This window comes from Mesorhizobium sp. LNJC391B00 (assembly GCF_000502535.1).
GTDB lineage: Bacteria > Pseudomonadota > Alphaproteobacteria > Rhizobiales > Rhizobiaceae > Mesorhizobium.
The window spans coordinates 77,036-95,097 of the sequence record NZ_AYWI01000012.1 but is presented as its reverse complement, the minus strand read 5'-3'; the positions used below and the strand labels follow the sequence as shown (position 1 = coordinate 95,097).

Sequence of the window (18,062 nt, the reverse complement as noted above, 5' to 3'; positions counted from 1 at the left end):
CTCTCCTGAAAGCCACTGAAGCCCGCTACGCAAGTCGCCGGAAGCTCGCAATAAACTGCGATAGCAGCCCAGTCTTGAGGTTTATATTGCAGGCCCGCATCACTGGCGGGGCGACGCGGGCCTGCCCAGAGATTGCCTGTCCTCGACAAGCAACGCAGGCCCTGCCGTTCGTTGAAATCCGCGTTGGGAGTCAGATTCCGTCGGCACCGAAATCACAGGTGCTGACTAAGCAGACGGAACTTCCCCCCACGATCACGGTTTGGAGTCACGAGACCAACCAAGGAGATGCAGATGTCGAGCAAAATGCCGCCCGTGCCGCCTGAGAACCAGAGCCAGAAGGGTCGAGGAGAAGGGCGACAGATTAGCCACGATGATGCCCAGCACGGCACTCACGGAGCGCCGGATCCGGAGCGCCAAGGGCAGCAAGCCAACACCAAGGTCAACACCACTCATCAGGGCCGTCAGCAGGATCGGTGATCATGTCCACATCGAAGAAACACCCGAACACGATCCGGCAGGGCGGGCCAGGCGCATCGCACGAGAACGCCAGAAAACCCTTACAGATCAACAAGCCCCCGGCGGATGAAGACCGTCGATCCAAAAGCCGAGTTTCAGGGGGTGGCGGTGAAAAGGACAGTCATCATTCGCACAATCCAGCCAAGAAGGGTAGCAACAGTTGAACCCACGGCTTTGTGAATGATTGTGCTAAAGCGCGCCGCGTGTGCATGTCATTGTCTCACAACCGAGCCTTTTTTTGAGTGACATGCATTAGCCGGACCAGGGTGAGGATCAGCGAGTCGAGACGCCCGGAAAAACCGGAGGCCGTGGGCCCGCACCACTGGCGGAGCGATGCGGGCCCGGCCAAGGGTTACGGCCCTCGACCAGCAGCGAGGGGCTCGCTGCCGCATGCAGAACAAGCCCCGTAATTTCAGGTTCCGCTTATATACAAAAAAGCCGGCCACCTTTCGGCAGCCGGCCAGTTCCAACAGAACAAGGGAACGTGCACTGATGGGGCAGTGCAACGCCCGAAGTGTTTCGAGGCGACGATGTTCCACCGGAAATCCACAGATTCGCCGTTTCGATCTACATTGGCCGGATTGAAAGATCTTTGACGATCTCTCCCAAGTTCTCGCGGAGCCCGGTCCGACGTGTGGCGCCCTGTCTGCGCCTTGGCTCTCTATGCGGCCAGCAAGCTCATCCTTGAAGAATGCCCGCCGCGGCTGCCGCGCGCGTCAAACACCGGCGTGCAATTGGTCGAGCGCGCGGCAGACCGGGGACGCGTCAAGTCGAGCGTCGGTCGACGTAGGTGTAGACGCCGGCCCCAATGGCGACCGCGCCGACCGTGATCACGATCGATGGCGCGCCCATCAAACTGGCAAAGACCGCCCAGATGAGGGCGATGACGATAGCGCCGAGTGTTCCCAGGATCAGTCTCGGCATTGTCTACCCCTCCACGTTCGGGCCGCCTGTGGATGGTCGTCACCCACCGGTCATGCGAAACGCCGCATGAAAGCACAGTGTGGCCCATGAGGTGAAGGGCCGCGCCGGAATACTCCGGTGCGGAAAAGATGATGCCCGCGCCGCCAAAGCCCGGGTGTTCAATAGCCAAATGGCTGGACCGGCGCCTAGCGCCTCAGCGCGTGGACTTCCGCCATGCTTTCGCCGCCCATCGGCAGGGCCATGTCATCATCGAGCAGCCGGGTGATGCGGGCAAAGCCCGTAAACGCCTTCCTGGCTGCTTCGGCCGACATTCTGCCCGACAGGGCCGCGGAGCAGCAATTCACGGCGCACTGATACACAGGCCCACGCCGTCCCAATGGCCATTTCTGCAAAAAGACCATCGCTTCGGCAACGCTATCGACTTCCTCGACGGGGTGTCCCTGCCCGCGCGCAATGCGCACGGGCGTAAAGAAATGCAAGCGGTCCATTTTGTTCTCTCCCTGGTCGGCCGCAGCGCGAACCAACCCTACTAAATTCGCGGATGGCGCGTTTGTTCCGCTTATTGCAAAAAAATCTGCGCTGGTGGGCTTGGGTTGCCGACGCCCGCTTTTGTCCGGAACGTTAGGCCGGCTGATGCATTTCGCTCTCGTGATTGCCTTGAGGGACACGTTCAAACCATGCGCATAGCCCATGTCGCCCCTTTGCACGAATCGGTGCCACCCCTTCTCTATGGCGGCACCGAGCGCATCGTTTCCTATCTGACCGAAGGGCTGGTCGAACTCGGCCATGAGGTGACGCTGTTCGCCAGCGGCGACAGCCGGACGTCGGCCAGACTGATACCAGGTCGCGAACGCGCGCTACGCCTCGATCCGCGCCCGCTGAAATCGGACACGGCGGCGCATCTTGCGATGCTTGCCGATGTGAGGAACCGAGCCCACGACTTTGATATCATTCATTTTCACCTCAGCCATCTCCTGCATTTCTCGTTCTTCGAGACCATGCCGGACAAGACGGTGACGACGCCTCATGGCCGGCTCGATTATGTCGATCTGGCGCCAGCCTATGAGCGTTTTCCGCGCTTTCCGCTGATCTCGATCTCGCATAGCCAGAAGACCGGGCTTGCGAATGCCAATTGGCTGGCCACCATCCATCACGGGCTGCCGACGGGTCTCTATCAGCCGACCTTCGAGACGGCGGCAGGCGAACCATACCTCGCCTTTCTCGGCCGGCTTTCGCGCGACAAGCGGCCGGACCGGGCCATCGACATCGCCTTGCGCTCGGGCATGAAACTCAAGCTGGCGGCCAAGATCGGCGACGATGATCGCGCCTATTTCCATGAGACGATCGAGCCGTTGATCGATGGCGACCGCATCGACTATGTCGGCGAGATCGCCGAGAGTGAGAAGACTGAATTCCTCGGCAATGCCGCTGGTCTGCTGTTTCCGATAGACTGGCCCGAGCCGTTCGGCCTTGCCGCGATCGAGGCGATGGCGTGCGGTACGCCAACCATCGGCTGGAACTGCGGTGCGTTGCCGGAAGTCATCGACCATGGCGTTACCGGATTTGTCGTCGATTCTCTCGACGCCGCGGTCGCCGCGGTGCCGGCCTTGCTGCAACTCGACCGGCGAAAGGTGCGCGCCGTCTTCGAAAGTCGGTTCTCCGCCAACAGGATGGCGCGCGACTATCTCACTGCCTATGCGCGTCTCATCGGCGCCCCGGCTGAATCGAAAGCGTCGTGAACGACGGCGGACGTTCCGAGCCCGAAACAGAGATTTGTGACTGATGACCGAACTTGACGAGCGCAAGCTCGACCCTGCCGTGGCCCTTGCCTCCCTGGACGAAACCGCGCCGCGCGAGCCGCACCGGCTGTTTGCCCTAAAGCAAGGCGACTGTTTTGCCGTGGCCGATGCCTACGGCGATATCAGGGGTGCGGGCGACGGTTTCTTCCGTGACGACACCCGGGTGCTGTCGGAGTTCAGGCTCACCGTCGGCGGCCGGCAGACATCGCTGCTCGGCGCCTCCCTCAGCCAGGACAATGTGCTGTTCACCAGCAATTTGACCAATTTGCCGATGCAAAGCGTCGGTGGCCGCGACATCCCGCAGGGCGCCATCCATATCGAGCGCGTCAGGCTGTTGTGGCAGGACCGGCTGTTCGAGCGCATCACCCTTTCCAACTACAGCCAGGAGCATTCGGCAATCCGCGTCTCGCTGCATTTTGCCGCCGATTTCCGGGACATGTTCGAGGTCCGCGGTTCGACCCGGCCGAAGCGCGGAATGGCGCATGCAGCGGAGATCGAGCCTGCCTCGGTGCTGCTGCGCTATGACGGACTGGACGGGCTGGCGCGGGTGTCTGCGATCTCGTTCTCGCAGCCGCCGGACCAGCTGAGCGCCGAGCGCGCGGATTTCCTCATCGCGGTGACCAAGCGCAGCAGCAAGATGCTTTACGTCGAGGTCGGCGCGGAACTGACCGAAACGCCCGACCGCGACCGCTTCCGGGCGGCCGCGGCGCGCGCCCGTTTCGGCATGCGGGCCAAGCGCCGCCATGGAGCGACGGTGCACAGTTCGGGCCGCGTCTTCAACGATTGGGTCGAACGCGCTCGCGCCGATGTCGCCTTGCTGACCACCGAGCTGTCGACCGGCCCCTACCCCTATGCCGGCATCCCCTGGTTTTCGACGGCCTTCGGCCGTGACGGCGTCATCTCGGCGCTGCAGATGCTATGGCTCAACCCCGGCCTGGCGCGCGGCGTGCTTGCCTTCCTCGCCCAGCACCAGGCGACCGAGACATCGCCTTTCAGCGACTCGCAGCCCGGCAAGATCATGCACGAGACGCGCAAGGGCGAGATGGTGGCGCTGCAGGAGCTACCCTTCGGCCGCTACTATGGCGGCGTCGATACCACGCCGCTCTACATCCACCTCGCTTGCGCCTATGCCGAGCGCACCGGCGACATGGACTTCATCGCCAGCCTGTGGCCGTCTCTCTGCGCCGCCGCCAAGTGGACGGAAGAGGCGAGCCGCGCAACCGGCTTCGTCACCTATCAGCGCGCTGCCGAATCCGGCCTTGCGAACCAGGGCTGGAAGGACAGCTTCGACTCGGTCTTCCACGCCGACGGGCGCATTCCCAAGGGGCCGATCGCGCTGGTCGAAGTGCAGGGTTATGTCTTCGCCGCCTTCAGGGGCCTTGCCGCTCTCGCCCGCCGCCGGGGCGAGTTCGCGCAGGCCGAGCACTGGGAAAATCGCGCCGAAGAGATGCGGATCGCCGTCGAGCGTGATTTCTGGCTGGACGATCTCGGCTTCTATGCGCTGGCGATCGACGGCGCCGGAGAGCCGTGCAAGGTGCGCACGTCGAATGCCGGACACCTGCTCTATGTCGGCCTGCCCGAACCGGCGCGGGCTAAGATGGTCGCCGACCAGTTGCTTTCGGCTTCCTTCCACTCCGGCTGGGGGGTGCGAACGCTTTCCGACGATGCTGTGCTGTTCAACCCGATGTCGTACCACAATGGTTCCATCTGGCCGCATGACACGGCGATGTGCGGCGCCGGCCTGGCGCGGTTCGGCGAGCGTGACAGCGTGGTGCGGCTGATGAGCGGCACGTTCGAATCCGCCGTGCATTTCAACATGCGGCTGCCGGAACTGTTCTGCGGCTTTACCCGCTCGCCGGGTGAAGCACCGATCGCCTACCCCGTCGCCTGCCTGCCGCAAGCCTGGTCGGCAGGCTCGGCCTTCATGCTGATGCAGGCGTGCCTCGGTCTGGAAATCGACGGCTGGAACGGCGAAATCCACGTCACTCGACCCCGTTTGCCGATCGGCATCGATACGCTGACGCTCAGGCATCTGGGTGTCGGCGAAAAGAGGGTCGATCTTACCTTCCAGCGTGTCGGCGACCGCGTCGTCGCCTTTCTCGCCGACCGCCATGAAGGGCTGGTTCCGCTGATCGTGCGGACATGATCGGAACGGCTTTCAACGGGAACCGATCCCAGGGTTTGTGCGTTGCAAAAAACACAGGTTCTCACGGGCGATCGTCGGCTGCGAACACTCAAATGGAACCATGAAGAAAAAGGCCCTGACGGCCAAAATTGAGTTGGAATTGGAATGACCGATTATGGCATGGCCCTGCTCTGGGTCTTGATCCTTGCAAGCCTTGGCCTTTCGATTCTAGCCGTTCTGTTATCGATCTCCAGGCAACGTCGTAGCCATAGCTTGACGGTTGCACCGACTGCCGGCGAGGACGTCGCATCGGAAGCGACGCGCAAGGTTTTGCGGGAGTTCGAGAAGAATGGACAATCTCCCGACGCGGCGCTGGTGAACTGGTCGCCCGACACCTTGCGCAAGATACTTGCCGACGACCTGCCGGACGCGCAGGTCATCGTCGTCTCGAACCGAGAACCCTATATCCACAACATCAAGGACGACGGCGTCGAGCTTCTGGTGCCGGCCAGCGGCCTGGTGTCGGCGCTTGAGCCTATCACCCGCGCCTGCAGCGGCACCTGGATCGCCTATGGCGGCGGAACGGCGGATCGTCTGACGGTCGATAGCAACGATCGGGTTCAGGTGCCGCCGGACAATCCGTCCTATACGCTGCGCCGCGTGTGGCTGAGCGACGACGAATATCAGGGCTACTATCTCGGCTTTGCCAATGAAGGGCTTTGGCCGCTCTGCCATATCGCCTTCACCCGGCCGGTCTTCCGTGCCTCGGACTGGGAGGCCTATGAGGCCGTCAACCGCAAATTCGCCGATATGGTGGTTGCCGAGGCGCGCAATGAGCGGCCGATCGTGCTGGTTCAGGATTACCATTTTGCGCTCCTGCCGCGCATGATCCGCGAGCGCCTGCCGGAGGCGATCATCATCACCTTCTGGCACATCCCGTGGCCGAACTCCGAAGTGTTCAGCATCTGCCCATGGCGCGAACGCGTTCTTGATGGACTGCTCGGGAGCTCGATCATCGGCTTTCACACCCAGTTTCATGCCAATAATTTCACTGAAAGCGTAGACCGGTTCCTGGAAAGCCGCATCGAGCGCGCCGACGCCGCGATCTCGTATGGCGGGCGGACGACCCTGGTGCACGCCTATCCCATCTCCATCGAATGGCCGGCCGAACTCCTGGCCAAACTGCCACCGGTCGAGGAAAGCCGCGCCCGCCTGCGTGAGCGGTTCGGCCTGTCGGCGGACGTCAAGCTGTGCGTCGGCGTCGAGCGCCTGGACTACACCAAGGGCATCCTCGACCGCTTCCATGCGCTGGACGAATTGTTTACGCGCCACCCCGAGTGGATCGGCAAGGTAGTGTTCCTGCAGATTGCTGCCCCAAGCCGCGGCACGCTGCCGGCCTACCAGCAATTGCACGATGAATGCCTGCGTTATGCCAACGAGCTCAACCAGCGCTACGGTCATGACGGCTACAAGCCCGTGGTCATGGTGGCTGAGCACCATTCGCAGCAACAGGTCTATGAGATCTATCGCGCCGCCGACATCTGCATGGTCACCAGCCTGCATGACGGCATGAACCTCGTAGCCAAGGAATTCGTCGCCGCGCGTGACGACGAACAGGGCGTGCTGTTGCTCAGCACGTTTGCCGGCGCGTCGCGCGAACTGCTGGAAGCACTGATCGTCAATCCTTACGACGCGGCGATGATGAGCCAGGTGCTGCTGCAGGCGCTAACCATGTCACCGGACGAACAACGCGAGCGCATGCGCCCGATGCGCGAAATAGTGCGCGACAACAATGTCTTTCGCTGGGCCGGCAGCATGCTGCTCGATGCGGCGCGCCTGCGCAAACGCGGCGACCTCGAAAGAGCGACAAGTGTCGCCGAGCGGCCCGCAAACACCGACACCAACATCGTCTCGCTGTTCGACCGCATGCGGAAGGTGGCGTCATGAATAGCCTGTCAAAAGCACCGGGCCTGCCAACCGCACCCGACCTGCCGGAAGGACAATGGGCGCTTTTCCTCGATATCGACGGCACGTTGCTGGAGCACGCGGCGCACCCCGACGCCGTGTCCGTAAGCGACGAACTGCGCAACCTCCTCGGCGCCGTCGACAAACGGCTGGACGGCGCTGTCGCCTTTATCACCGGCCGCTCGGTCGAAGGCGCCGACCGCCTGTTTCATCCGTTGAAGCTGCGTGTTGCCGGTCTCTATGGGCTGGAACACCGGCTGACGCCGGACGGCCCGGTCGTTACCGCCGATGCTCCCGCCGATATCGCTGCCCTTGCCGACGCCATCGAGGCCGAACTGGATGACGGCCTTGTTCATATCGAGCGCAAGGGTCCGATCCTCGCCATCCATACGCGTGCGGCGCCGCATCTGCTGGCCAGGGCAACGCATCTTGCCGAACAGGCATTGACCGAGCTTCCCAAGGGCTATCGGGTTATCCCGGGCAACGCCGGCGTCGAACTCATGCCGCTCGAAGCGGCCAAGGGCGCTGCCGTGCGGCGTTTCATGGCAATCCCGCCCTTTGCCGGACGGCGGCCGGTCTTTCTCGGCGACGACACCGCCGACGAAAACGGTTTCGAGGCGATCAACGAGGCCGGCGGCATCTCGATCCGGGTCAAGCCGCGTGGGCCGACCGTGGCCCAATACAGGCTCGATGATGTCACCTGCGCGATAGCTTGGCTTGCCGCCAATTTCGACGCATCACCGGCTCTCAACCGCAAAGCGTCCTGATCGCTGCCGCCTGCGGATCGAATCAAGGTACGCCGCGTTTGCGCCGACCTTCGCCAAAAGCCGATCGATAAGCGCTGTTCTCATTGAATATCTTTAAGGCCAAAGCCGGCAAATGGATTGCTTGCCGGTTCCCCTGCGTCAGGCATAACCTGCGCAGTCGACGCGTGAGGGCGCGTGCGGCATCAAGGGGAGGACATCGCAGTGACCATACAAGGCGCATCACCTGATCTATACAATGAGGATCTGGCTCCGGCCAAAGTCCGAAACTGGGGGCCGTTCTCGATCTTCAACGTCTGGACGTCGGACGTCCACAGCCTCTGGGGCTATTATCTCGCCGCAAGCCTGTTCCTGTTTTGCGGCGGCTTCGTCAATTTCATCATCGCCATCGGCATCGGTTCGCTGATCATCTACGCGCTGATGAACATGGTCGGCTATGCCGGCGTGAAGACCGGCGTGCCCTACCCCGTGCTGGCGCGCGCCTCCTTCGGCATCTGGGGCGCCAACATTCCGGCCCTGGTGCGCGCCATCGTCGCCTGCTTCTGGTACGGCGCGCAGACGGCGGCGGCATCGGGCGCGATCGTGGCGTTGCTGATCCGCTCGCAATGGTTCGCCGATTTCAACGCCAACACGCATTTCCTCGGCCACACGGGTCTGGAAGTGATCTGTTTTGTGGTCATCTGGGCACTGCAATTGCTGATCATCCAGAACGGCATGGAAACGGTGCGCCGCTTCCAGGATTGGGCCGGACCGGCGGTGTGGGTGATGATGTTGATCCTGGCGATCTATCTCTGTGTAAAATCCGGGAGATTTGCCTTCACCAGCGACATCCCGATGGATGTGCTGCTCGACAAGACAAAGGATGCCGGCGTACCCGGAACCCCTGGCTCCTGGACGTCGCTGTTTGCGGTGGCGGCGATCTGGGTCACCTATTTCTCAGCGCTCTATCTCAATTTCTGCGATTTCGCCCGCTATGCCCCAGACAAGGCATCGCTGCGCAAGGGCAACATCTGGGGCCTGCCGATCAATCTCATCCTGTTCTCGCTGGTCGCCGGCGTGACCACCATCGCTGCCTTCGACGTGTATGGCGAAGTGCTTCTGCATCCCGACCAGATCTCGGCGAAATTCGACAGCTGGTTCCTGGCAGCGCTTGCAGCCCTGACTTTTGCCGTGGCGACGCTCGGCATCAATGTGGTGGCAAACTTCGTCTCGCCGGCCTTCGACTTCTCCAATGTCTTTCCCCGGCAGATCGACTTCAAGAAGGGCGGCTATATCGCAGCTGTTATCGCGCTGGTGCTCTATCCCTTCGCGCCGTGGGAAGGCAGTGCCGCATCTTTCGTCAACGTCATCGGCGCGACGATGGGGCCGATCTTCGGGGTGATGATGGTCGACTACTATCTGATCCGGAAGGGCGAGGTCGACGTCGAGGCACTGTACCGCGAAGATGGCGAGTTCCGCTTCCAGGGCGGCTGGCACGTCAACGCCTTCATAGCAGCCGGCATCGGCGCCATCTTCTCCTCGGTCCTGCCGAACTTCACCAATTTGCTGCCGGCATGGTGGGGCGTTTATGGCTGGTTTTTCGGCGTCGGCATTGCAGGGGTCATCTACTACGTCCTTCGCACCGCCGCCCTTGGCGCAGGGGCCAGGACGGCGAAGGCGTGAAATTGAGGGATAGGGAGTAGTCAGTAGTCAGTAGTCAGTAGTCAGTAGTCAGTAGTCAGTAGGGAATAATACCCCTACTCCCTACTCCCTACTCCCTACTCCCTACTCCACCATCTCAGCCAACCTCCGCACCGTGTTCCAGTTGCGTGCGGTGCCGATGCCCATGCGCTTGTGGTTCATGGCAGCGAGCAGCCGCGAGCTTGGCCGCTGGCGCGAAAAGACGACCCAGATGTCGCCGTCGACCGAAGCCACCCTCTCGTCCTCGGCGGCATAGGCCTGGAGCGCGGCCACACCATCCGCTGGCGCTGGCTCGCGCATCACCCGCACGGCCACCTGATCGCCTGCCTCGGCAGAGTCGGCCGGGAATGGGTTGCCGGCGGCAAGTTTCAGCCAATCCTCGGCAGTGCGCACGATGATGACGACATTGCGGCCGAAGGTTTTTTCGAAGGCCGTTTCCAACTGCTGTTCCAGCTTGGCGATACCAGTCGCCCGTGTCTCGAAGACCAGATTGCCGGTCGCCACCAGGGTGCGCGGGTTCTTCAGCCCAAGCTGTTCAGCCATCGCCTTGAGGTCGGCCATGACGACCCGGCGGCCTTCGCCGAGGATAATGCTGTAGAGCAGCGCAACATAGGTTTGCATGGCAACGCGGCCTGCTTATACCAGCCGCGACTGGTCCACCGCGGCCGAGATGAAGCTGGCGAACAGGGGATGCGGCTCCAGCGGCCGGCTCTTCAGCTCCGGGTGATACTGGACGCCGATAAACCAGGGATGGTCGGGATATTCGACGGTTTCCGGCAGCACACCGTCGGGCGACATGCCGGCAAACACCAGGCCGCAATCTTCTAGCCGCTCCTTGTAGTCGATATTGACCTCGTAGCGGTGGCGATGGCGCTCGGAAATCTGGGTGTCGCCATAGATGTCGGCGATCTTCGAACCCTTGGCGAGTTCAGCCTGATAGGCGCCAAGCCGCATGGTGCCGCCGAGATCGCCCGTTTCGCGGCGCTTCTCCAGCATGTTGCCTTTCAGCCATTCGGTCATCAGGCCGACGACCGGCTCGTCGGTCGGACCGAATTCGGTCGACGAGGCGTGTTCGACGCCGGCCAGCGAGCGCGCTGCCTCGATGCAGGCCATCTGCATGCCGAAGCAGATGCCGAAATACGGCACCTTGCGCTCGCGGGCGAATTTCGCCGCCAGGATCTTGCCTTCCGAGCCGCGCTCGCCGAAGCCGCCGGGCACCAGGATGCCATGCACCTTTTCCAGCCACGGCGTCGGGTCTTCCTTCTCGAAAATCTCGCTCTCGATCCAGTCGAGCTTGACCTTGACGCGGTTGGCCATGCCGCCATGCGACAAAGCCTCGATCAGCGATTTGTAGGCATCCTTGAGGCCGGTGTATTTGCCGACAATGGCGATCGTTACCTCGCCTTCCGGATTGTGGATGCGGTTGGACACGGCCTGCCAGGGCTCCATGCGCGGCTTCGGCGCCGGATCGATACCGAAGGCGGCCAGCACTTCCGAATCGAGCCCTTCCTTGTGGTAAGCCATCGGCACGTCATAGATGTGGGGCACGTCGAGCGCCTGGATGACGGCGCTCTCGCGCACATTGCAGAACAGCGACAGTTTTCTGCGCTCTTCCTTGGGGATGGCGCGGTCGGCGCGGACCAGCAGGATATCGGGCGCGATGCCGATGCCGCGCAGTTCCTTGACCGAATGCTGGGTCGGCTTGGTCTTCAACTCGCCGGCCGTGGGGATGTAAGGCATCAAGGTCAGGTGGACATAGACGGCGTTGTTGCGCGGCAGATCGTTGCCGAGCTGGCGGATAGCCTCGAGAAACGGCATCGCCTCGATATCGCCAACCGTACCGCCGATCTCGCACAGCACGAAATCATAGTCGTCATTGCCGTCGAGCACGAAATTCTTGATCTCATCGGTGACATGCGGAATGACCTGCACGGTGGCGCCGAGATAGTCGCCGCGCCGTTCGCGCTCGATGATGTTCTTGTAGATGCGGCCGGTGGTGATGTTGTCTTGCTGGTTGGCCGAGCGGCCGGTGAAGCGCTCGTAATGGCCAAGATCGAGATCGGTCTCGGCGCCGTCATCGGTGACGAAAACCTCGCCATGCTGGTAAGGCGACATCGTTCCGGGATCGACATTGAGATAGGGATCGAGCTTTTTGATGCGTGCGCGATAGCCTCGCGCCTGCAAGAGAGCCCCAAGGGCCGCTGCAGCGATGCCTTTTCCAAGTGAGGAAACCACGCCGCCTGTGATGAATACATATCGCGCCATGGGAGTCATCGCTTAACGCGGCCGAATTGATTCCGCCAGAGAAAAAACCGCCGCTGAGGCTTTTTCCAGAGAAGGCGCGATAGTCCCGAGGTTCGAGACTGGTGTTTTGGTCAAAACAAAAGGGCCGGCAAAAGCCGGCCCTTTCGGCAGGTTTGTGAAAGCGTCAGATGATGACGACCTTGGTGCCGACCCTGACGCGGCTGTAGAGGTCCATGACGTGCTCGTTGATCATGCGGAAGCAGCCATTGGAAGCGCTGGTTCCGATCGACTGCGGCGCGATGGTGCCGTGGATGCGCAGATGCGTGTCCTTCTTGCCGTCGTAGAGATAGATGGCGCGGGCGCCGAGCGGGTTCTGGCCGCCGCCGGGCATGCCGTCCTTGTACTGGCCATAATGCTTGGGTTCGCGCTTCTGCATGTCGAGCGTCGGGATCCAGCGCGGCCATTCCTGCTTGTCGCCAACGGCAACCTTGCCCTTGAACTGCAGGCCTTCGCGGCCGACCGCGATCGCATAGCGGCGGGCGGTGAAAGCCGATTCGACGAGGTAGAGGCGGCGCGCGCTGGTATCGATGACGATCGTACCCGGCTCATAGCCGCTGAATTCGACGTCCTGCGGCACGAATTCCGGCTTCACCTTGAACTGCTTCTTGGCTTGCCGCTTGGCGAGAGCCTGGTCGAGCGCGCGCGTTTCGGGGAGATAGGCAATCGACGAGGCAGAGGACGTGCCGCCGAACAGGCCGGCGAACAGTCCGCCGCTCGTCGGCTTCTGGCCCGGGGCCTCGCTGCGCAATTCGCCATTGTTGCCGGTCAGCGCGATATTCATCGCTTCGGCCGGAAGCGGTTCAGCCGATTCGATCGGCTCGATCGGCGCGATCGGGTCAACCGGAGCGATGATCTTGGTGGTCTTCTTGCCTGGCTTGGCGTCGGCAACCACGACCGGCTTGCCCTTGCTTGCCAGGAACGCCTGGCGCTGGGCATCGGCCCTGGCTTTCGCCGCATCGCGCATCGCCAGCTTGCGGGCCTCGAGCGCCTTGACGCGGGCGAGATCCCTGTCGGCGGCGATCTTGTCTTCGAGCTTGCTGATCTGAGCCAGATCATCCGGGCTCGGGTTTTTCTTCTTCTTGAGAAGCTTCAGCTGCGTCGCATCGCTCTTGGCGGCGACGTTGATGACAGCGGTTTTGCCAACCGCCTGCGGTGAGGTCATTGCCGGAGTGCCGGCGAAGACCGCGGAGCTCATGCCGAATACGGCACAAAACCCCATGAAAATGAAGCTGCGAAGCTGCATGGCGAAGATCCGATCGTTCAATGCTTGTTGCCCACGGCGTCGCCCGGCGCCCCCCAAGGGCGCAGAAAGTGCCGCCGGCAATCTATAATCGAAGTGGCGTACGGGCCTCAAGCACGGGGTGCGGTCGAATCTTCGTGATCGTGTGCCATTTGCCGCGACTGTGTTGAAACAACAACAGATCGCGGCATCTGACGCTACCGACTACTGGTTCGGAACCTGCGGTGTCACCGGCAAGGTAACGCCATTGGTAGCCGGCGGCGTAGCCGAATCGGTTGCAGGTGGCGTCGCCGGAGATGGAGCCGTCGCCGGGGCCGTGGTGGCGGGCGGCGTGGTGGCGGCGCCGTTGGCCGCGGGCGCGGCCGGTGCGGTGTTGCCCGAAGGCGGCGTCGGCGCCGTCGTGCCGGGCAACTGATTGAGCACGCCGTTGCCGCTGTCGGCCGGCACGCGGTCGAGAATGTCGATCGGTTTTTCGCCATAGCGGGCAACGATCGAGAGTGTCAGCGACGTCACGAAGAAGGCCGCGGCCAGGATCGCCGTCGCCCGCGTCAGCGCATTGGCGGCGCCACGCGCGGTCATGAAACCGGAACCGCCGCCAATGCCGAGACCACCGCCTTCGGAGCGTTGCAGCAGCACCACGCCGACAAGGGCGAGCACGACCATGAGGTGGATGACGATCAGTACGGTTTCCATATTTTATCCTGGCAAGCCCTGCCGCTCCCTGGCGATCAGGGCCGGTGATTTGGAGGCGGCTCCATACAATGCTTTAACGGCATTTCCAAGCCCGTGGCCGGAATATGGGAAGCAATGCGCCCTTTGCAACGATTTCCGCCGAACTGCTGCGTTCATAAGTCTATGACCGAACTGGTCGGCAACGAAATTCCGGGGCCTACGAGATATTCTGGTATGCCTCGGCGATGGCGAGAAAGTCGGACGCCTTCAGGCTGGCGCCGCCAACCAGCGCGCCATCGACGTTTTTGACGCCTAGCAGTTCGACAGCGTTGGACGCCTTGACCGAGCCGCCATAGAGGATGCGCATCTTGCCGGCCACGGCTGCGCCGAGCGCTTCCGCCAGTTTTTGGCGGATATGCGCGTGCGCCTCCGCCACGTCTTCGGCGGTCGGCGTCAGGCCGGTGCCGATAGCCCATACCGGCTCGTAGGCGATAACGGTGTTGGCGGGCGTTGCGCTCGGTGGCACCGAGCCGGCGACCTGGCGCGATAACACGTCGAGTGCTGTGCCCGCTTCGCGCTCGGCCTTGGTCTCGCCGATGCAGATGATGGCGACGAGCCCTGCCCGCCACGCCGCCGAGGCCTTGGCGAGGACGATGGCATCGTCCTCGCTGCGCTGTTCGCGGCACTCGGAATGGCCGACAATGACGTGGCTGGCGCCCGCATCCTTCAGCATCTCGGCTGAGACGCAGCCGGTGAAGGCGCCGCTTTCCTTGATGTGGCAGTCCTCGCCACCGGCCCGCACCGGCGTGCGCGACAGGATTTCGACGGCGCGCGACAGCAAGGTCGCCGGCACGCAGACCAATGCTTCGGTCTCTGCGTCGAGCCCGCTCATGAAGCCGTTGCCGATCATCCTGAGCTCGTTCAGCGAAGCGCTGGTGCCGTTCATTTTCCAGTTGCCGGCAACGAGCGGTCGAATTCCTGGCGTCATGGGGATCTGGTTCTCCGGGCGACATTGGGGTCTCGCCCTCCCTATCAAAATCAGGCCACAAAGCAATCGACAGTGAGCCGGAAGGGCGCTATTGCGCTTGTTTCAGACTCGGGCGCACGCAAAACTGCGCAAAAATCGGAAGTAACAATGCTTGGTATATTGAGAAGCGCGGCAGGGACCTGGGTCGCGAAAGCCCTGCTGTCGCTGCTGGTGTTGAGTTTCCTTGCCTGGGGCGTCACCACGCGGATGACGGGCGGCTTCCTGGCTGGCCATCATGCGGTGATCACCGCCGGCAGCACCACCGTGTCGATCACCGAGTACCGCCTCGCCTACGATCGCCAGATCGCCATGCTGCAGCAGCAGATCGGCCAGCGCATCAGCCGCGACCAGGCCAAGGCCTATGGCATCGACAACCAGGTGCTGGCTCAGTTGGTGTCCGGCGCCGTCCTTGACGAACAGGCGCGCAAGCTCGGGCTTGGCTTCTCCAAGGACAGGCTGGCCGAACTGACGCGGCAGGAACCCGCCTTCCAAGGCCCGAATGGCCAGTTCGACCGCCGGCTGTTCGAATCCCGGCTGCGCGAACTGGGAATGCGGCCGGAGGATTATCTGAAGAACCGGGCTCAGGTGGCGGTGCGCCAGCAGATCGTCGAAGCGGTTTCGGACGGCCTCAAGGCTCCGGACACCTTCTTCAAGGCAGTTGCGCTCTATCGCGGCGAAGACCGCACCATCGACTATCTGATCTTGCCAAAGGCGTTGGTGGAGCCCATCGAGGCGCCATCCGACAGCGTGCTTCAGGCCTATTTCGAGGCCAACAAGAAAACCTACGCGGCGCCAGAATACCGCAAATTCTCCTATGTCCGGCTCGAGCCCGAAGACATCATGGATGTCAGCGCCGTAACGGACCAGCAGGTCAGCGACGACTACAACAAGAACAAGGGCCGCTACACCACACCGGAAATGCGCACCATCGAACAGCTGGTGTTTCCTTCCGCGGACGCCGCCAAGGCGGCATCCGATTCGCTGAAGACGGGCGCCACTTTCGACAAGATCGTCACCGCGCAGGGCAAGACCCCGGCCGACACGCTGCTCGGCACGCTCTCCAAGGATAAGATCACCGACAAGGCGGTCGCCGATGCCGCATTCGCGCTTGCCGTCAACGGAGTCAGCCCGGTCGTCCAGGGCGCGTTCGGTCCGGTGCTTTTGCGCGTTACCGAGATCAAACCGGAAACGGTGAAGCCGCTGGCGGAAGTGTCAGACCAGATCCGCAAGGATCTGGCGCTTGGCGAAGCAAGCCGCATACTGCTCGACGTGCACGACAATTACGAAGACACCCGCGCCGCCGGCAGCACGCTGGCCGAAGCCGCCGCCAAACTCAAGCTCAAGGACGTTACCGTCGAGGCCATAGACCGCACCGGCCTCAAGCCGGACGGCACCATCATCAAGGACCTGCCGGCATCGCCGGACCTCATCAAGGCGGTGTTCGAGGCCGAGCCCAACACCGAGAATCAAGCCCTGACCACGCCTAACAACGGCTTCGTGTTCTATGAACTGACATCGATCACGCCGGCTCGCGACCGCACGCTGGACGAAGTCCGCCAGCGCGTGGTGGCGGACTGGACGACAGAGGAAACGACCAAGCGGCTGACCGCGAAAGCAGACGAACTCGACAAGCGCCTCAAGGCTGGCACCACACTCGACGTCATCGCCGGCGAACTGAAGCTTGAAAAGCAGACCAAGCGCGGCGTGAAGCGCGAGGCCGACGATGTCGATTTCGGCAAGGAGGGTGCTGCTGCGATGTTCGGCGTCGGCGAAGGCGGCACCGGGCTGATCCCCTCGCCCACCGGCGACGGCCAGATCCTGTTCAAGGTCGCCGAAGTGTTCGAGCCGGCTGGAGCCGACGCCAGCTCGGTACCCGACGATGCGCAAAAATCCTTCACGCAAGGCATGTCCGACGATCTGCTCGACCAGCTGGTGGCGCAGTTGCAGACGCAGTACGCCGTCAGCGTCGACCAGGCCGCCGTTTCCCAAGCCCTCGCCCAATGAATGGCCTTAGCCCAATGAACGTCTTGGCCCAATGAGCGCCCTGAAGACCCATATCGCCAAGGTCGCCACGGGAACCGGGCTTACCTTCGAGGAAGCGCGCGAAGCTTTCGACATCATCATGTCTGGCGACGCGACGCCGGGCCAGATCGGCGGCTTCCTGATGGCGTTGCGCGTGCGCGGGGAGACCGTGAGCGAGATTTCCGGCGCCGTCGCCACCATGCGTGCCAAGATGCTGCGCGTCGAAGCTCCTGAGGGCGCCATCGACATTGTCGGCACGGGCGGCGACAATTCGCATTCAGTCAACATCTCGACCGCTTCGGCCTTCGTCATTGCCGGCTGCGGCGTGCCGGTCGCCAAGCACGGCAATCGCGGCCTGTCGTCGCTGACGGGCGCCGCCGATGTGCTGGTCGCGCTCGGCGTCAAGATCGATATCCCGCCAGAGGTGATCGGCCGCTGCATCCAGGAGGCCGGCGTCGGCTTCATGTTCGCGCCGGCGCACCACCCGGCGATGAAGCATGTCGGCCCGACCCGCGTCGAGCTCGGCACGCGCACCATCTTCAACCTGCTCGGACCGCTGTCCAATCCGGCCGGCGTCAGCAGGCAGATGGTCGGCGTGTTCCTGCCGGAATGGATCGTGCCGGTGGCCGAGACATTGAAGGCGTTGGGCACCGAGCATGCCTGGGTGGTCCATGGGGATGGCTATGACGAAATCACCACCACCGGCGAAACGCAGGTGGCGGAATTGGCCGGCGGCGAGATCCGCCATTTCACGCTCACCCCGGAAGCCGTCGGCCTGCAGCGCCACACCAAGGACGAGTTGCGCGGCGGCGACGCCGCCTACAATGCCACGGCGTTGCGCGACATGCTGAGAGGTGCTGCCGGGGCCTATCGCGATACGGTGCTGATGAATGCCGGCGCCGGCATGGTGGTGGCCGGCAAGGCGACGACGCTTGCCGACGGCATGGCCGCGGCCACACAGGCCATCGACAGCGGCCGGGCGCTGGGCGTGCTCGACAGGCTGGTCGAGATTTCGAACGGATGA

The 18,062-nt window shown here is 62.8% G+C and carries 16 protein-coding genes; 9 read left to right on the top strand and 7 right to left on the bottom strand.

The window, feature by feature from the left end:
- Nucleotides 1-291 precede the first annotated feature (291 nt).
- On the top strand, nt 292-477 hold the full coding sequence (locus X750_RS0133555) for a hypothetical protein (protein ID WP_023682450.1): 186 nt from the start codon (nt 292-294) through the stop codon (nt 475-477).
- Between the two features lie 2 nt (nt 478-479).
- Nucleotides 480-680, top strand: a complete 201-nt coding sequence (locus X750_RS1000000167125; RefSeq protein ID WP_081726098.1) for a hypothetical protein — start codon at nt 480-482, stop codon at nt 678-680.
- Nucleotides 681-1,281: 601 nt separating this feature from the next.
- On the opposite strand, the gene X750_RS1000000166015 is transcribed toward X750_RS1000000167125, so the two are convergent.
- Nucleotides 1,282-1,440: a hypothetical protein gene (locus tag X750_RS1000000166015; RefSeq protein ID WP_023672685.1), complete on the bottom strand. Its 159-nt coding sequence runs from the start codon at nt 1,438-1,440 to the stop codon at nt 1,282-1,284.
- A gap of 185 nt (nt 1,441-1,625) precedes the next feature.
- Nucleotides 1,626-1,928, bottom strand: coding sequence for a DUF982 domain-containing protein (locus X750_RS140395; RefSeq protein ID WP_023688551.1), 303 nt, complete (start codon nt 1,926-1,928; stop codon nt 1,626-1,628).
- Between the two features lie 189 nt (nt 1,929-2,117).
- On the opposite strand from X750_RS140395, the gene X750_RS140400 reads away from it, so the two are divergent.
- The 5 genes from X750_RS140400 (at nt 2,118) to X750_RS140420 (ending at nt 9,755) form a co-directional block, all read left to right on the top strand.
- Nucleotides 2,118-3,179 (top strand): glycosyltransferase family 4 protein, encoded by a 1,062-nt coding sequence (locus tag X750_RS140400; RefSeq protein ID WP_023738733.1) that lies wholly within the window; start codon nt 2,118-2,120, stop codon nt 3,177-3,179.
- Nucleotides 3,180-3,222: 43 nt separating this feature from the next.
- A complete protein-coding gene (locus X750_RS140405) occupies nt 3,223-5,385 on the top strand; it encodes an amylo-alpha-1,6-glucosidase (protein ID WP_023748420.1) in 2,163 nt (720 codons plus the stop codon).
- 144 nt (nt 5,386-5,529) lie between these two features.
- Entirely contained in the window at nt 5,530-7,311 is a 1,782-nt protein-coding gene (locus tag X750_RS140410; RefSeq protein ID WP_023682445.1) for a trehalose-6-phosphate synthase, read from the top strand.
- The gene (gene otsB / locus X750_RS140415) at nt 7,308-8,096 is read left to right on the top strand and encodes a trehalose-phosphatase (RefSeq protein ID WP_023748419.1); all 789 of its coding nucleotides are present in this window, start codon (nt 7,308-7,310) and stop codon (nt 8,094-8,096) included. The genes X750_RS140410 and otsB overlap by 4 nt, the downstream gene beginning before the upstream one ends.
- Nucleotides 8,097-8,297: 201 nt before the next feature.
- Entirely contained in the window at nt 8,298-9,755 is a 1,458-nt protein-coding gene (locus X750_RS140420; RefSeq protein WP_023688556.1) for an NCS1 family nucleobase:cation symporter-1, read from the top strand.
- Between the two features lie 102 nt (nt 9,756-9,857).
- On the opposite strand, the gene X750_RS140425 is transcribed toward X750_RS140420, so the two are convergent.
- From X750_RS140425 to tpiA, 5 genes are all read right to left on the bottom strand, one after another.
- Nucleotides 9,858-10,394: a DUF1697 domain-containing protein gene (locus X750_RS140425; RefSeq protein WP_023709418.1), complete on the bottom strand. Its 537-nt coding sequence runs from the start codon at nt 10,392-10,394 to the stop codon at nt 9,858-9,860.
- 15 nt (nt 10,395-10,409) lie between these two features.
- Nucleotides 10,410-12,047, bottom strand: coding sequence for a CTP synthase (locus X750_RS140430; RefSeq protein ID WP_081725397.1), 1,638 nt, complete (start codon nt 12,045-12,047; stop codon nt 10,410-10,412).
- Between the two features lie 154 nt (nt 12,048-12,201).
- The gene (locus X750_RS140435) at nt 12,202-13,320 is read right to left on the bottom strand and encodes a L,D-transpeptidase (RefSeq protein ID WP_023693456.1); all 1,119 of its coding nucleotides are present in this window, start codon (nt 13,318-13,320) and stop codon (nt 12,202-12,204) included.
- 201 nt (nt 13,321-13,521) lie between these two features.
- Complete coding sequence (secG, locus tag X750_RS140440) at nt 13,522-14,010, bottom strand: preprotein translocase subunit SecG (RefSeq protein ID WP_023693455.1); 489 nt, start codon at nt 14,008-14,010, stop codon at nt 13,522-13,524.
- Nucleotides 14,011-14,206: 196 nt separating this feature from the next.
- Nucleotides 14,207-14,977, bottom strand: a complete 771-nt coding sequence (gene tpiA / locus X750_RS140445) for a triose-phosphate isomerase (protein WP_023688559.1) — start codon at nt 14,975-14,977, stop codon at nt 14,207-14,209.
- 147 nt (nt 14,978-15,124) lie between these two features.
- Between tpiA and X750_RS140450 the strand changes: the two genes are divergently transcribed.
- Both X750_RS140450 and trpD read left to right on the top strand, forming a co-directional pair.
- Entirely contained in the window at nt 15,125-17,020 is a 1,896-nt protein-coding gene (locus tag X750_RS140450) for a peptidyl-prolyl cis-trans isomerase (protein ID WP_031243411.1), read from the top strand.
- A gap of 31 nt (nt 17,021-17,051) precedes the next feature.
- Nucleotides 17,052-18,062: an anthranilate phosphoribosyltransferase gene (gene trpD, locus X750_RS140455; RefSeq protein WP_023712346.1), complete on the top strand. Its 1,011-nt coding sequence runs from the start codon at nt 17,052-17,054 to the stop codon at nt 18,060-18,062.

Excerpts from the sequence above, each read along its gene's own strand:
- X750_RS140400 (WP_023738733.1), top strand. The coding sequence starts at position 2,118 with ATGCGCATAGCCCATGTCGCCCCTTTGCACGAATCGGTGCCACCCCTT.
- X750_RS0133555 (WP_023682450.1), top strand. The coding sequence starts at position 292 with ATGTCGAGCAAAATGCCGCCCGTGCCGCCTGAGAACCAGAGCCAGAAG.
- X750_RS140435 (WP_023693456.1), bottom strand. The coding sequence starts at position 13,320 with ATGCAGCTTCGCAGCTTCATTTTCATGGGGTTTTGTGCCGTATTCGGC.
- otsB (WP_023748419.1), top strand. The coding sequence starts at position 7,308 with ATGAATAGCCTGTCAAAAGCACCGGGCCTGCCAACCGCACCCGACCTG.
- trpD (WP_023712346.1), top strand. The coding sequence starts at position 17,052 with ATGAGCGCCCTGAAGACCCATATCGCCAAGGTCGCCACGGGAACCGGG.
- X750_RS140405 (WP_023748420.1), top strand. The coding sequence starts at position 3,223 with ATGACCGAACTTGACGAGCGCAAGCTCGACCCTGCCGTGGCCCTTGCC.
- X750_RS140410 (WP_023682445.1), top strand. The coding sequence starts at position 5,530 with ATGACCGATTATGGCATGGCCCTGCTCTGGGTCTTGATCCTTGCAAGC.
- tpiA (WP_023688559.1), bottom strand. The coding sequence starts at position 14,977 with ATGACGCCAGGAATTCGACCGCTCGTTGCCGGCAACTGGAAAATGAAC.
- secG (WP_023693455.1), bottom strand. The coding sequence starts at position 14,010 with ATGGAAACCGTACTGATCGTCATCCACCTCATGGTCGTGCTCGCCCTT.
- X750_RS140430 (WP_081725397.1), bottom strand. The coding sequence starts at position 12,047 with ATGACTCCCATGGCGCGATATGTATTCATCACAGGCGGCGTGGTTTCC.
- X750_RS1000000167125 (WP_081726098.1), top strand. The coding sequence starts at position 480 with ATGTCCACATCGAAGAAACACCCGAACACGATCCGGCAGGGCGGGCCA.
- X750_RS140450 (WP_031243411.1), top strand. The coding sequence starts at position 15,125 with ATGCTTGGTATATTGAGAAGCGCGGCAGGGACCTGGGTCGCGAAAGCC.
- X750_RS1000000166015 (WP_023672685.1), bottom strand. The coding sequence starts at position 1,440 with ATGCCGAGACTGATCCTGGGAACACTCGGCGCTATCGTCATCGCCCTC.
- X750_RS140425 (WP_023709418.1), bottom strand. The coding sequence starts at position 10,394 with ATGCAAACCTATGTTGCGCTGCTCTACAGCATTATCCTCGGCGAAGGC.
- X750_RS140395 (WP_023688551.1), bottom strand. The coding sequence starts at position 1,928 with ATGGACCGCTTGCATTTCTTTACGCCCGTGCGCATTGCGCGCGGGCAG.